General features: G+C 41.1%; 10 protein-coding genes and 1 pseudogene. 4 read left to right on the forward strand and 7 right to left on the reverse strand.

Features of this window, described 5'->3' with window-relative positions:
* From truB to B3Y13_RS03720, 7 genes are all read right to left on the reverse strand, one after another.
* Positions 1 to 1,221: tRNA pseudouridine(55) synthase TruB (truB, locus tag B3Y13_RS03690; RefSeq protein WP_296692786.1), on the reverse strand; the 1,221-nt coding region annotated here is incomplete at its 3' end.
* The gene (rbfA, locus tag B3Y13_RS03695; RefSeq protein ID WP_296692788.1) at positions 1,187 to 1,573 is read right to left on the reverse strand and encodes a 30S ribosome-binding factor RbfA; all 387 of its coding nucleotides are present in this window, start codon (positions 1,571 to 1,573) and stop codon (positions 1,187 to 1,189) included. The genes truB and rbfA, both read right to left, overlap by 35 nt.
* Positions 1,573 to 4,392, reverse strand: a complete 2,820-nt coding sequence (gene infB / locus B3Y13_RS03700; RefSeq protein WP_296692791.1) for a translation initiation factor IF-2 — start codon at positions 4,390 to 4,392, stop codon at positions 1,573 to 1,575. The genes rbfA and infB overlap by 1 nt, the downstream gene beginning before the upstream one ends.
* Positions 4,393 to 4,485: 93 nt before the next feature.
* Positions 4,486 to 5,940 (reverse strand): transcription termination factor NusA, encoded by a 1,455-nt coding sequence (nusA, locus tag B3Y13_RS03705; RefSeq protein ID WP_296020753.1) that lies wholly within the window; start codon positions 5,938 to 5,940, stop codon positions 4,486 to 4,488.
* Between the two features lie 81 nt (positions 5,941 to 6,021).
* The gene (locus B3Y13_RS03710; RefSeq protein WP_296692795.1) at positions 6,022 to 6,495 is read right to left on the reverse strand and encodes a ribosome maturation factor; all 474 of its coding nucleotides are present in this window, start codon (positions 6,493 to 6,495) and stop codon (positions 6,022 to 6,024) included.
* Positions 6,496 to 6,631: 136 nt separating this feature from the next.
* On the reverse strand, positions 6,632 to 7,342 hold the full coding sequence (locus B3Y13_RS03715; RefSeq protein WP_296669050.1) for an RluA family pseudouridine synthase: 711 nt from the start codon (positions 7,340 to 7,342) through the stop codon (positions 6,632 to 6,634).
* A gap of 1,472 nt (positions 7,343 to 8,814) precedes the next feature.
* Positions 8,815 to 9,465 carry a PTS sugar transporter subunit IIA gene (locus B3Y13_RS03720; RefSeq protein ID WP_296692797.1) on the reverse strand — a complete coding sequence of 217 codons (651 nt, stop codon included), beginning with the start codon at positions 9,463 to 9,465 and terminating at the stop codon, positions 8,815 to 8,817.
* A 185-nt stretch (positions 9,466 to 9,650) separates the two neighbouring features.
* On the opposite strand from B3Y13_RS03720, the gene B3Y13_RS03725 reads away from it, so the two are divergent.
* From B3Y13_RS03725 to B3Y13_RS03740, 4 genes and pseudogenes are all read left to right on the forward strand, one after another.
* Positions 9,651 to 10,715, forward strand: coding sequence for a hypothetical protein (locus B3Y13_RS03725; protein WP_296692799.1), 1,065 nt, complete (start codon positions 9,651 to 9,653; stop codon positions 10,713 to 10,715).
* Between the two features lie 20 nt (positions 10,716 to 10,735).
* Positions 10,736 to 11,596 carry a peptidoglycan DD-metalloendopeptidase family protein gene (locus B3Y13_RS03730; RefSeq protein ID WP_296669056.1) on the forward strand — a complete coding sequence of 287 codons (861 nt, stop codon included), beginning with the start codon at positions 10,736 to 10,738 and terminating at the stop codon, positions 11,594 to 11,596.
* Between the two features lie 178 nt (positions 11,597 to 11,774).
* Entirely contained in the window at positions 11,775 to 13,646 is a 1,872-nt protein-coding gene (locus B3Y13_RS03735; protein WP_296692801.1) for a phosphoglucomutase, read from the forward strand.
* 21 nt (positions 13,647 to 13,667) lie between these two features.
* Positions 13,668 to 14,344 (forward strand): annotated as a pseudogene (locus B3Y13_RS03740) (phospho-sugar mutase); the annotation flags it as partial.

Here is a 14,344-nt window from a genome sequence, read left to right on the forward strand (position 1 = left end):
TCCGCTAAAATCTTTTCCGGACTTTTCAAGCCGTGTAGAATGGCGAAATGTTACAATTCCCGGCACAAGCTGTTTTTTTTCAAGAATTGAATCAAAAATCGAATCGTGCCCGATATGCATTCCATCAAAACTCCCAATGCTAAGGGCTGTTTTCTGACTTCCAAAATCCTTTATGGGCTTTCCGTTTACAACCTGCTCCCAGGAATATATTTTCAGTTTTTGCTCTTCCGGCTGAATTACAAAACCGTAACTGAATTTTCTGCCGTTTCTTTTCACTGTTCCTGCAAACTTTAAATCAGGATAAAAAACCGCAAGTTCACAGTTTTCAGGAGTTTTTTCTTCAAAATAGAACGAATGTCTTCTTAAAAGACGCCCGTTGGCAAAATCTTGAACGTAGCCTGTGCAAAGCATGGCCGGAGAAAATCCACATAAACGCGCAATTTCTGCCGTCATCGGATAAGTTGAATTTCTTACCTTTTCCGCAAAACAAGGATCGCTTTTTCTGTTTTTTAAAGATTTTTTTTCGCCATATACAAGGCTTGAAATCGTAAATTCTTCCAAATCTTCATGGCCTGCCGCATTTTTTAAATAAAAAGGCCCTACTCCAGTGCGACGCAAAGCCTTTAAATGAGCGACGGTTCCACATTCCTTTGCAATATCGCGGGCAAGAGAGCGGATATAAGTTCCTTTTGAACAGCTGACTTCGACAAGAGCATATTTTTCAAAAAAATCAAGCAATACGATTGAGTGAATTGTTATTTTTCTCGGCGCAAGTTCAACTTCCTCGCCGCTTCGCATAAGGTCGCTGGCCCTTTTTCCATTTACGTGAAGCGCGCTGAATTTTGGCGGAACCTGTTCAATTTCTCCCTTGAACTTTTTCAAAGCCGCGCGAACTTCTTCTTCGTCAGGGATTCTTCCTGTCTTTATTACATTTCCGGTTGGATCGAGGGTATCGGTTTCCGTGCCGAATTCAATCAATGCAAGGTAAGTTTTTCCAAAATTTGTAATATGAGAAACTAGACGCGTCAAATGGCCTGTAAGAACGACAAGAAGCCCGTCCGCAAAGGAATCCAATGTTCCCGTGTGCCCGACTTTTTTTGTGCCAAGAGATTTTTTTACTGCCGATAAAGAAGCAAAACTCGTTTCTCCGGACTGCTTGCTTAAAAGCAAAATTCCGGAGTTTGCGTTACTGCCCGTCTGTCTGCTGTCTGCGGATCTCATTTTCCTCTGCTTCAAGACGATTTAATTTATTTACCATCTCAAAGCCGTCCTTTATTGAACTGTCAGCAATAAAACTGAGTTTTGGAAATTTTCGAATTGTAAGTTTTCTTGCGATTGACGACTGTATGAATCCTGCCGCGCTGTTAAGCCCGGCAACTCCTTTTAAAATCTGTCCCTCTGGCAAAAAACTCGAAACATAAACTTTTGCATAAGCCAAATCTGCGGCAACTTCAACACGATTTATCGTCAAAAAAGTTGAAACACGCGGATCTTTTATTTTCTGGGTGCTGACAAGCAGTGCAATTTCGCCGCGAATCTGCTCACCCAGTTTTGCAAGTCTAAATTCACCCATTATTCAGCATCTCCATTCGGAACAAATGAAGGATTTAACTTATCTTTTGCTGCTTTTTTTGCTTTTCCTTTAGCCTTTGCTTCTGCTTCTTCTGCGGCAATCTGCGCTGCTGCAGCTTCTGCTTCGGCTTTTGCAGCGGCAATTCTCTCTTTAGCCTTTGCTTCTGCTTCGGCTTTTTCATCTACGAGAGATTCGCCAAGTTTTCTTGCAACTTCAACGTATTCAATAACTTCAAGCTGATCGCCAACCTGAATGTCCTGCCAGTTTTCAAGACCGATACCACATTCAAAACCGGCCTTAACTTCTTTTGCATCGTCCTTGTAACGTTTGAGCGAAGAAATTTTTCCTGTCCATTTAACAATTCCGTCTCTGATAAGGTTAACAGTAGCTGATTTTTTAACAAGACCTTCTGTAACTGAACATCCTGCAATAACTCCAACTTTTGGAACACGGAATGTGTTGCGAACTTCAACCATACCGATATTCTGTTCAATTGTATCTGGACGGAGCATTCCTTCCATTGCCTGCTGAATCTCTTCAACACATTTATAGATAACGTTGTATTTTCTGATTTCTACTTTTTCTTCATCAGCAAGCATCTTAGCTTTTGCCGTTGGACGAACATTAAATCCAATAATGATTGCATTTTCATCTGCGGCCGCAAGAGTAACGTCGCTTTCGTTGATTGCGCCGGCAGAAGAATGAATTACGTTCAAGCGAATTTCCGGAGTTGAGAGTTTTTCGAGAGACTGTTTCAACGCCTCTGCAGAACCTTGGAGGTCAGCTTTTATGATAACCTTCAATTCTTTTACTTCGCTTGCTTCGATTGTAGAAACGAGGTTGTCCAATGTAACTTTCTTAACAGCCTTTGCCGCCTCAAAACGCTTGAGTTCCTGGCGTTTGTTTGAAATATCGCGGGCATCGCGTTCAGTTTCTGTAACCTGGAACGGATCCCCGGCATTCGGCATCTCATCTAAACCGAGAACTTCAACTGGCATAGAAGGAGTAGCTTCTTTTACTTTTTCTCCGCGGTCGTTGAACATTGCGCGTACTTTTCCAGAATAAATTCCGGCAACAAACGGATCTCCAACCCTCAATGTACCGCTCTGAACCATAACATCAGCAATAACACCGCGTCCCTGGTCAACATGAGATTCAATAACTTTTCCTTCTGCACGTGTATCCCAATGAGTCTTTAATTCAAGCATTTCTGCCTGAAGAAGAATTGCATCAAGAAGCTCGCTGATTCCTTCGCCTTTAAGAGCAGAAATTTTTACGTACTGAGTGTCTCCGCCCCATTCTTCAGGAGTAAGCCCCTGTTCAGAAAGCTGTGTCATTACTCGGTCAGGATTTGCATCCGGCTTATCAATTTTGTTAACTGCAACGATAATCGGAACTTTCGCATCTTTTGCATGGCTCAAGGCTTCGAGTGTCTGCGGCATTACACCGTCATCTGCGGCAACTACAAGAACACAGACATCTGTAATTTGAGCACCACGAGCACGCATCATTGTAAAGGCTTCGTGTCCAGGAGTATCGAGGAATGTGATTACGCCCTTTTCAGTCTTAACCTGATAAGCACCGATTTTCTGTGTAATTCCGCCGGCTTCGCCAGCTGCAACATTTGTTTTTCTGATTGCATCAAGTGTTTTTGTCTTACCGTGGTCAACATGTCCCATTACGGTAACAATTGGCGGACGAGGAAGCTCATTTCCTTCTTCACCCTTGTCGCTTTCAATTACAGTTTCGTCATAAAGAGAAACAAGATGAACATCACAGCCGTATTCGGCAGCAAGAAGAGTTGCTGTGTCAGAATCAATGCTTTGGTTTATTGTAACCATCATTCCCATTGACATAAGCTTTCCGATGATTTCGCTGGCTTTAAGGTTCATTTTCTTTGCCAAATCAGAAATCGAAACAGATTCCATAATATCGATTGACTTTGGAACTACGCTTGCAGGAGTAACTGCCTTCTTCTTATAAAGTTCTTCTTCGTCAAAAAGCTCTTCCTTGTCCTTGCGGTTGTTGTAAACCTGTTTTTTGCCTTTAAAAGCCTTTTTTCCAGGTCCTTTCTGTTCAGGAATTGCAGATGCAACTGGCGCTCCTCCAAAACCCGGTCTTCCACCGCCAAATCCTGGACGGCTGCCAAATCCTGGTCTTCCAGCCTGATTTGGTCCACGGTTAAATCCGCCTTGTCCATTTGGACCGCGGTTGAATCCGCCCTGACGGTTAAATCCGCCGCCCTGTCCGTTTGGACCGCGGTTGAATCCGCCCTGACGGTTAAATCCGCCGCCTTGAGCGTTTCTATCGCGGTTCTGATAATTTTCGCGCGCCTGCGCTCCAGAAAAACCTCCGGAACGCTGTCCGTTATTGTTATAATTTCTGTTTCCATAACCGCCGTTATAGCCACCTTCGCGATTGCCATAACCACCGTTCTGACCACGGTTGTAACCGCCGTTACGCTGACGGTTTGGAGTTGAAAGATTGCCGGCTTTTACATTTGGTCTTGCAGAGCCGATTTCAAAAGTAGTACGAGTCTGTCCAGCAGGACGCTGTTGCTGAGGACGAGGAGCAGAAGAAGCTGCTGCTGCCGGTACAGGAGATTTTTTTACAACTGGAACCGGACGCTTTTTATTTTCTCCGTTTTCAGCCGCACTTTCCTGAGCCTGCGCAGGCGCTTTTCTCTTTACGACTACAATTTTTCTCTTTTCCGGTGTACCTGAATTTGCAGAAATAGCAGCAGATGCTTTGTTTTCTGCTGGTTCTGCTTTTTTCTTATTCAATACAAATCCGGGCTTTTTCTCTGTTTCTTCAGCCATATTTTCTCGTTTTTCCCCTTTTAATTTTTCTCGCACTACTCTTTTAGCCTTCGATATTAAAATTTCAAAGACTTTTTATTCTACCGTTTTTTATTACTCAAATTCAAATTCTACGCCACATTTTGGACATTTTGTCATATCCAAAGTGATTTTTGCGCCACATTCAGGACAGAAATACTCTTCCTCTTCTTCCTGTCCAGGCTTTTCTTCTTCTGTTTTTTCAGAATCATCTTCAACAAATTCAACTACATCGCGAATGATTGAATTCACTTTTTCAAGCTCTTCCTGGGTTACGCCTTCAACATTGATTGAATCAGAATCGAACGAATCAACAAAAGTCTGAATATCATCAAATCCAGCAGCCTTGAGCTTTGCAGCAACATCAACATCAACTCCTGGCAATTCAGAAATCGTCGAAATCGGTTCGCTTTCTTCAGAACCAGCGCTTTCTTCTGAAGAATTGTTAAAGAGATTTTCCGCAGCCTTGCGTGTAGAGAACTGGCTCAAATCCATTTCTGCAGCCTGCTCTTCGGTTTTTACGTCAATTGACCAGTCGCAGAGACGGTTTGCAAGACGAACATTCATGCCAGATTTTCCGATAGCAAGAGAGAACTGACTTTCGTTTACAATTGCAAGAGCCTGTTTTTTTTCTTCATCCGTAATCAAAACTTTCTCAACTTCGGCAGGCGAAAGCGCGTTTTTAATAAACTCAACAGGATTCTGGTCATAGCGCAAAACGTCGATTTTTTCACCTTCAAGCTCGCGGATTACATTCTGAATACGTACACCCTTAAGACCAACACACGCGCCTACAGGATCCACATCTTCCTTATTAGAGAAAACTGCAATCTTAGTGCGATAACCTGCTTCACGAACAATTTTGTAAATTTCGACTGTCTTATCTTCAAGTTCAGGAACTTCAAGCTCAATAATTGACTGTACGAATTTAGGATCTGTGCGGCTCAAAACCAGCTGAACTCCAGAAGAAGTAGTTTTTACGTCAACAACAATAGCCTTAATTCTGTCATTTTTCTGATAAATCTCGCGTGAGCTCTGATATTTTTTTGGAAGAACTCCTTCAACTTTACCAAGATCAACGTAAATATTTCCGTTGTATTCGCGCTGATAATATCCAATGATAACTTCGCCGATTTTGTCTTTATTTTCTGCCAGAAGATTGTTTTTAAAGCTTTCGCTCAACCCCTGATGAGCAGCCTGTTTTCCAGTAGAAACAGCAGAACGCTCAAAAGTCTTTGGATCAACAAGAATAAGGATTTCATCTCCAACTTCACATTCCTCGCTCATTTTAAGCGCATCTTCAAGTTCAATTTCTGTCACAGGGTCGTAAACACCATCTACAATTACTTTTTTCGAGTAAACCGAAACATCCGACAAATCATCTGCAAAATGAACTTCGCAGTTGTCCGCTGTTCCGAAAGTTTTTTTGTAAGCCGCCTTGATTGCAGACTCTACAGTCTGTTTAACAGATTCTACAGAAACTCCCTTTTCTTCTATGAGTTCCCGAATCGCTTCTGACATTTCTGACATATTATTTCTCCCTTTTGAAGTAGAAAAAAATTAACGGTTGCCTCATTTTTTAGAGGCTTCCCAAAAAATTCAATTCTGCAATTACAAATGAATAAATTTTGCTTTTGCTATATCTGCATAAGAAACAGTCTTCTGCTCAACAGAACCATCCGAATTTTCAACTTCGAGCGTTATCGAAGCATTGTCAGAGGAAACAACTTTTCCACCGACCCAATCCGTAACTGTTTTATCCCAAACCCGGACCTGACGTCCTTTAAAAAACGCAAATTCAGCCGCATTTTTTATATTTCGCTCCATTCCAGGAGAAGTAAGCTCCATGTAAGTATCATCAGTTCCAAGAATTTCTTCAATTTTTGGAAGAAGCGCATGATGCACCTTCGAGCAGTCATTTACGCCGATATTTACACTCGAATCATCTCCTGTAATTACAGCAAGAATATGAGTCGTGCTTCCATGTTTAGAAAATTTTAACTCAACAAGGTGGTAGCCAAGCGAAGAAGCAACATTTTCACATTCCTGATAATGCGGATAAGAAGTTAAAGGTATATAATCCATAATCTCTGTAATTTTGCTCCGGCAATAAAAAAGGACCCGTTTGCGCGGATCCATTTAAATATTACTATTAAAATGTTAACATACTTTACGATTTTAACAAAAAAATGTCAAGTACAATTCCTTATATAACAAAAAACTACAAAAGTTCAGCCGCCTTTTTTATATGCTCCGGCAAATCCACGTTAAAAACAGTTTTTTTCCCATCGACAGGAAGAGTTATCGTCGTCGCAGCAAGACACAGTTTTTTAAGGCCGAGTTTCCGCGCCTTTTTATTCAATTTAAAGTTTCCGTGCTTATCATCCTGAACAATCGGACAGCCGGCCTTTGCAAGATGAATTCTTATCTGATGCATTCTTCCGGTTCCAAGCGCAAGGTGCAAGACAGAAAGCTCGATTTCTTCACTTTCAAAAGAACCATCCTCCTTTTTAGCAGCATTTTCCGTTCCAGAAACAATTTTAACTTTTCCAGATTTTAAAACCTTAAAGTCCGTAACAGCATTCAATTCACGTCCAGCTTTTACAACGTTGTCTTTTAAAGTTCCAGCCAAAGCCGTTTTTCCATTTACACAAGGCAATCCAAAACATACAGCCGTATATTCTTTTTTTACCTGTTTTCCTGCAATCAAGCCAATCCATCTATTAGCCGCGGCCGCCGACTTTGCAACAACCATAAGACCGGACGTTTCCTTGTCGAGCCTGTGCACCAAAAAAACCTTATAACCGACCTGCTTAGAAAGCTCTTCGTCCAAAGAATGCGCAATACCTGCGCCGCCCTGAACACTCATTCCGGCTTCTTTATTTATTAGAAGAATTTCCTCATTTTCATATACAATTTGAATATTTTTCATCCGATTATCAATCTGTAAGTATTTTTTTTGATTTTTTGGGGCCATTTTTGCTTGCGCAAAAACCNNAACAAGTTGCCGTCGGGCTTTTCAGGGTTGTCATTCCAAAAAATGCAATTTCGCAAAGCGCAATCACATTTTTGGAACGCGCTTCGCTCGCCCTTACAATCCCTTGTCCAGTTGTGTATATTACAAAAAAAGTATTTTTTAGCCTAGTATTTTATGGAAGTGTCAAAATTATGAAAAAATTCCACCAAACTTTTATCCGCTCGATTTTTGCAATATTCTTTTTAATTTTTCCAAGTTTTCATTCGTTTTCAGAACTGATTTCAAGTTCAATCTACGGCTACAGCATAGATTTTCCAGAAATGTCAGAAATTTCAGATATGACGGAAGACGAAAGCTCAATTCTTTTTACTCACAAGCTTCTTCCGGTCCAAACCGCAGTAAAAGTCTGGCCGCAGGAAAATTTTCAAAGCAGCGCACAAGCCCTTTGCAAAACCTTAGAAAAACTTTCTGCGGCTGGAGAAATTTCTACGGCAAAATGGCGCAACAGAGAATGCGCCGTTTCTCAGATTACAATAAGCGAAAAAGCGCTTGGCACAAAAATGTGCGGCTGGGGAGCTTCCATTCCTATTCCAGATAAAAAAAGTTTTCTGACAGTTATTTCGTTCGCCCCGGAAGACAAGGCATACAACTGCGAACAGTTTATTCTTTCTATATTAGACAGCATAATGGTCGACCGCGGAAGCTTTAAAGAAAGCGGACTTATAACCGCATTCGCCTTTCCAAAGGCCGGACAAAAAAAAGTAACGCTCACAATTGACGGAAAAAAAATAAACACGGTTTTGGACAAAGATGATTCCGAAGCAAACCAGTTTGTCGTTGACCGTGAATTTTCAGTTTTTAAACTGTTTGTAAACCAAAAATGCTGGAAAGAAGCATGGCAGCGTTTTTACAGGATAATTGCAAAAGACGGAATGGGCCGCACAAAAAAAGCGGCATTTGACATTTCAAACGCGCTGCTCGAAGATTGTCAAAAAGAGTCCCCGGATTTTCCGGAAGCAGCAATTGCGCAAAAACTTTTAACCTGGACGCAAAATTTTAACTACGAAAGAAAATCCTCTTCAGCTGACAGCGCCGATTTTACAAATATTCCGGCAACGCTCGAAGGGGCAGGCTCTGACTGCGACAGCCGCTCAATGCTTTTAATGCTCCTTTATAAAAATCTTGGACTGGATTCAATTATGTTTATAAGCACTCAATACAGCCATGCCATGGTAGGAATAAATTTACCGGGAAAACAGGGACAAACCTACAGTCTCGACGGAAAAGAATATCTTTTTGGAGAAACTACGGCAAAAAATCTAACTTTTGGAATGATTGCAAAAGACATGCAGGACAGAAAAAACTGGATTCCTGTAGAACTCTACGAATAACTTAAAAGAAAGACAATTTTTCTGTTCTGACAAAGACTAGTTCCGTGTTAAAAGAGCATATACCTCTTCTGGAGTTGAAGCATCAAGAATCTTATCACGCAAAGCCTTTTCTTTTAATTTTGAACTGAAAAAACTCAGCGTCTGAAGGTAATATGTGTGCTGATTATAAGCCGCTGCAATCATAATCAAAATTCTTACAGGAATTTCATCAATTGACTGATAGTCGATTATGTCCTTCTTGCAGATTCCAACACTCATTACAAGGTCTGTCACGGAAGACAGGCGCACATGAGGAATTGCAATTCCACGGCCTATTGCTGTAGACATAAGCTCTTCACGCTTTAAAATTTCTGTAACAAGCTCATCGCTGTATTTTACCTGAGGAGCTGTGCTCAAATTGTTTGCAAGCTCAACAAGAGCATCGCGTTTTGTAGTATGATTTATAAAAACAATGCGGTCTGGTGAAAGAATGTTTTTTACGATTACTTCAGGATTGCTTTCTTCTTTTTTGATATTTGAAGAAAGACGTTCATTTACCCATTTTTCAATCTCTGATTTTTTAAAACGCCATACCGTTCCAATTTTTCCAGCAGGAATTTCGCCTTTTTGAGCCCAGTCATAAACAGTGCGTTCAGAAACACGCAGATATTTTGCAACTTCTTCAATTGTAAGGATATCGTCTTCCACTTTTTTCTCCAAATTTTTTATAAACTCTTAACAATCTTTTGCATATTTTGCATTTAGAACGGTATTTTGTCAAGCAAACACATTCTCTTCAACTTTATTGCAAAATTAAAGAACATTCTGATAAAAAAAACATTTTTTTATCAAACTTGACCATAATTTTTAATCATTATACCATAAAAATAACCATGCTAAAAAAAATAAATCCAATTCCTACGATATGCGCAACGATTGTGCTTGCATATACATTTTGTGCAGTAAAGCCTCTTTCTAAAGAAATTCATTTTGTGACCAAATGGACGGTTGGCTGCAACAAAACTTCTCCAGATTCAAACAAAATCGAACCTTCGCAATATATTCCGTTCAGGCTTGGACAAAACGCAGGATATTTTACAGAAGAAGGCCGAATTGCTCAGACTTTTACATTTCCGTACAAAATTGCAATCAGTCCAGATGATTACTGCATTTACGGAACAAGCGACAAAAGCCTAAAGCTTGTATCCAAAGAAGGAAATCAAAAGAAAGAACTAAAAATGCAAGGATTTCCGTTTTTTCAAAAAGACAGAAAATTTCTTATGTTGCCAGGCGGAACAAGCTTTGTTTTTTTGAATGAAAATTTTGAGCCAAAATGGAAATTTGAAAATTATGTTCCTATTACAGCTCTGGATTCTACAAACGAAAAAGTTGCCGCAGGCTATGCGGACGGATCAATTCTTATTTTTGACACAGACGGAAAAATCGAACAGCAGTATGAGCCAGGCGGAAGCAAATATCCTGTAATTCTAGGTCTTGCAGTTTCGGATGACGATTTATCGACAGCGAGCGTAAGCGGTCAAAAACAGCAGAGATTCACACTTGCAAAAAAAGAAAACGGAATTACAAAAATCTTCTTTCATGAATATCTGGAATCAGACACAACAAAACAGGTTCTCGTAAAATTTTCAAGCGCCGGTGATTACTGCTATTTTGCGCACAAAGACTGTCTTGGCATTGTAAACTGCAAAACTTTAAAATCAAAGCATATTCCGATAAAAGGCGATATTCTTTCGATAGAAGAAACTGGCGACAAAAAAAATATCTTTGTCCTGAGCAAAAATGACGGAATTTATTCAGTTTCTGTAATACAAAAGCACTCGGTCTATTCCGGAAAATTTAGCTTTAAAGCGGAAAACGCCTGCATAACAGTAAAAGACAATTCGCTTTTTGTCGGACGAGACAGTTCGATTTCGAGAGTGGACATTGAGTTTAAATAAAAGCCGGAGGCAGATTTTGTATGAAAAAGATATATTCCATATTGACATTAGTTTTTGTTTCTTTTTTTGCCTTTGGTTTTGACTGGCCGCAGGAAGAAATCATGTCCGACACTTTTTTTGCATATTTTGCGCACACCCGTGGCGGAGTTATAAATCCTTCGCTGATTTTTAGCGACAGCGGAGAAATTAAAACTTCCAGCAAAGGAACTGTCACCGCGGTTTTGAGCGAACATGACGAAGATTCTTCGCTTTTTGAAAGCACTCTTGGAAACGCGGTGATTCTCGTTCACGACGACAGCTTGATGACAGTTTATGCAAATTTGAATTCTGACGATCAGGAAAAACGATATGAACTTTCGGAAGTTGAAAACGCAACCCCTCTTGGAACCTGCGGAAGCTCCGGCTGGCAGGAAGGAAACGCTCTTTTGGAATTTCAGGTTGTCGATTTAAAGGCCAAAACGCTCGTAAATCCGCGAATTTTAATGCCGCGCTTTGGAAACGAGCTTCCGCTTGAAATTCTCAATCTTACGGCTGTAAATAAAAAAGGAACTGAATATAATTTTGACAAAAATAGAAGAATTCCTTCGGGGACATACTTTATTTACTGCGCACAGCGGCCGGTTTCTATGCCATACAAAACGGCAATTCTTGTAAACGGAGCAGTCGCCGACACAATTACATACGACGCGCTGGTAAGCATAGACGGAAAACTATGCGTAAACAATAAGAGCAACTATTCTTCTTCTGTAATTTATCCAGACCAAAAAAGACAGCTCTTAGGCGAAATTGCAATTCCGAAGGGACACAACAGAATTACAGTTTCGGTTGCAGATATTCTGGGAAAAGAAAAAATCCTTGCATATTCTGTGGAAGCATATTGAATTTAAACAAAAAAAATGCACCCCTGATTGGAACGGCGCGCAGCGTCCGCCTGCGGCGGATGGAGCAAAAGCGGAACCGTGGAAAGCAGGTTTGAAAGCGGCTTGCGGTCCCAAATAAAAAACAAGAATTTTCTAGTTTATTGCGATTAGTCTTTTTTGGTGATAAAATGTTTCTGTTATGGAACACAAGATGATTACATCAGCGTCTGGCTGGCGCAAGGTTTTTGCTGAATCCGGAGAAAAAGACGACGGCAATAGCGAAATCGGAAATTTAAACCGCACAATCGCGGCGCTTGCAGCAGAAACTTTTGCAGACTATATGCTTGCTCAAAAAAAATCCCCTTTAATTATAGTTGGAATGGACACTCGTCCTACAGGTCCGGCAATTGCAGAAACAATGCTTAGGGTTTTTCTGGCAAAAAAAATTGCAGTTTCGTATACTGGAATCATTGCCTCTCCAGAAATTATGGTTTATGCACATTCGGCGGACGGATTTGTCTATATTTCGGCAAGCCACAACCCGATTGGCTACAACGGAATTAAATTCGGGCTGAATGACGGAGGTGTTTTGAATGGACAGGAAAACGCAAAACTCGTTGCAGAATTTGAAAAAAAATGCGTCCGTCCTGATGCTGCTGAATATGCGCAAAAATTGGCTTCTTCCTGTTCTGACATTGATTTGGATTGGGTTTTTGCAGAATCAATCGCGACAAAACATTCGGCGGCAAACACTTACAGAAATTTTGAAAAAGAAGTAATTTCGGGTTCGAAAGAGCCTGCCGTACAAAATGCGGTATTTGCAAAAATAAGACAAAACTTGATTCAAAAACCGCTGTGCGTAGTAGCAGATATGAACGGTTCTGCGCGCACAATGTCCATTGACAAAGCATTTTTAAACGAATGTGGAATTTCCTTAACGACAATCAACAGCGCTCCAGGACAAATCGCCCACGAAATTATTCCTGAACCGGAAAATTTAGTTTGGTGCGCACGCGAAATCGAAATAAGACAGGCCGCTGGCGACAAAAACTGCATTCTTGGCTACATGCCTGACTGCGACGGAGACCGTGGAAATATTGTCTATTGGGACGAAATTGAACAAAAAGCAAAGTTTTTAAGAGCACAGGAAGGATTTGCGCTTTCAGTTCTTTCAGAACTTGCATATTCGGCATATCAGGCTCAAGTTTCTCAAGGGTGCGGACTTGCAAAAAAAGCAGAGCTCTTTTTATCAGGAAAAAATGGACAAACTGGCTCTTTTTTTGGCGGACAAAAAGTCGGTGTTGCGGTAAACGGCCCTACATCAATGAGAATCGAAGAAATCGCGCATGCTTTTAAGGCAGAAGTTTTCCGTGCGGAAGTTGGCGAAGCAAATGTCGTAAATTTGGCGCGCGAAAAGCGAAGAGAAGGCTGGACAGTGCGCATTTTGGGCGAAGGTTCAAACGGCGGAAACATTACTCATCCGGCGGCAGTGCGCGACCCTCTTTGTACAATTTTTGCGCTTATAAAACTTTTGATTTTAAAAGACGACCAAATCAACGGAGTTTTGAGAAAAGGTCTTTTTCATCTTTGGTGCGAAGCAAGCGGCCAAATGGAAAAATACAAAGAAAACTACACATTGCGCGACATAATTGAAACTTTGCCTGTTTACACGACTACTGGCGTAAGCGAAGAAAGGGCAGTCCTTCAGATAAAAACAACAGATCACGGAATTTTAAAGGCAAAATTTCAAAAAATATTTGAAAATCAGTGGAATTTGCATAAAAATGAATTAAAGGAACTGTACGGTTTTGAAAGCTATGTTGCTGTCAGAACAAACGGAACCGTTGAAACCAAAAACATTGACGATTATTCGCAGAGCGGCAAAGGCGGACTCAAAATCATTTTTTACGATGAAAACGAAAAGCCTGTCGCATTTATGTGGATGCGCGGAAGCGGAACAGAGCCTGTTTTCCGCGTAATGTGCGATGTAAAAGGAAACAAACCAAAAGAAGAACAAAAGCTTCTTGAATGGGAAACAAAGATGATTCTGCGTGCAGATTCACTAGCATAGAACTTTTTATGGGAGAAATTTATGGAAAAATCAGAAATTCTTGAGCGTGCAAAAAAGTACATCGAAGAAGAAAAGGACGAGAGATTCCGGAAGGAAGTTGAGGAGCTTGTCGAAAAAGAGGATATGAAGGAGCTTGAAGACAGATTCTATCAGACTCTTGAATTTGGAACAGGCGGACTGCGCGGAGTTATGGGCGGAGGAACAAACCGCATGAACACTCTCGAAATAAACCTTGCCACACAGGGACTTGCAAACTACGTTCTTAAAGCGTTCCCCCAGAAAGCGAAAGACGGAACTTTGAGCGCGGTAATCGCCTATGACAGCCGCAAGAATTCCGATGTCTTCGCAGAGGCTACAGCCCTTATTCTTGCCGCAAACGGAATCAAGGCTTATCTTTTCACAGGCCTCCGCCCTACTCCAGAGCTTTCGTTCGCAATCCGCGAGCTTGGAGCTCAGACAGGCGTTGTCGTAACGGCTTCTCACAACCCGCCTCAGTACAACGGCTACAAGGCTTACTGGGACAACGGAGCGCAGGTAATCGAGCCGCATGACGTTGGAATCATCGATGAAGTGAATGCGGTAAAATCAGTAAAGACAATCTCAAAGGAAGAAGCGCTTAAATCAGGAAAGCTCGTTATGATAGATAAGGAAATCGACGAGAAATTCTGGGCAATGTGCAAGGCGCAGCTTTTCCGCCC

This window comes from Treponema sp. UBA7567, from assembly GCF_002476655.1.
GTDB lineage: Bacteria > Spirochaetota > Spirochaetia > Treponematales > Treponemataceae > Treponema_D.

Bases quoted from the DNA above. Each gene is read 5' to 3' on its own strand.
- B3Y13_RS03710 (WP_296692795.1), bottom strand. From the start codon at position 6,495: ATGGATTATATACCTTTAACTTCTTATCCGCATTATCAGGAATGTGAA.
- infB (WP_296692791.1), bottom strand. From the start codon at position 4,392: ATGGCTGAAGAAACAGAGAAAAAGCCCGGATTTGTATTGAATAAGAAA.
- B3Y13_RS03730 (WP_296669056.1), top strand. From the start codon at position 10,736: ATGAAAAAGATATATTCCATATTGACATTAGTTTTTGTTTCTTTTTTT.
- nusA (WP_296020753.1), bottom strand. From the start codon at position 5,940: ATGTCAGAAATGTCAGAAGCGATTCGGGAACTCATAGAAGAAAAGGGA.
- B3Y13_RS03725 (WP_296692799.1), top strand. From the start codon at position 9,651: ATGCTAAAAAAAATAAATCCAATTCCTACGATATGCGCAACGATTGTG.
- B3Y13_RS03715 (WP_296669050.1), bottom strand. From the start codon at position 7,342: ATGAAAAATATTCAAATTGTATATGAAAATGAGGAAATTCTTCTAATA.
- rbfA (WP_296692788.1), bottom strand. From the start codon at position 1,573: ATGGGTGAATTTAGACTTGCAAAACTGGGTGAGCAGATTCGCGGCGAA.
- B3Y13_RS03735 (WP_296692801.1), top strand. From the start codon at position 11,775: ATGGAACACAAGATGATTACATCAGCGTCTGGCTGGCGCAAGGTTTTT.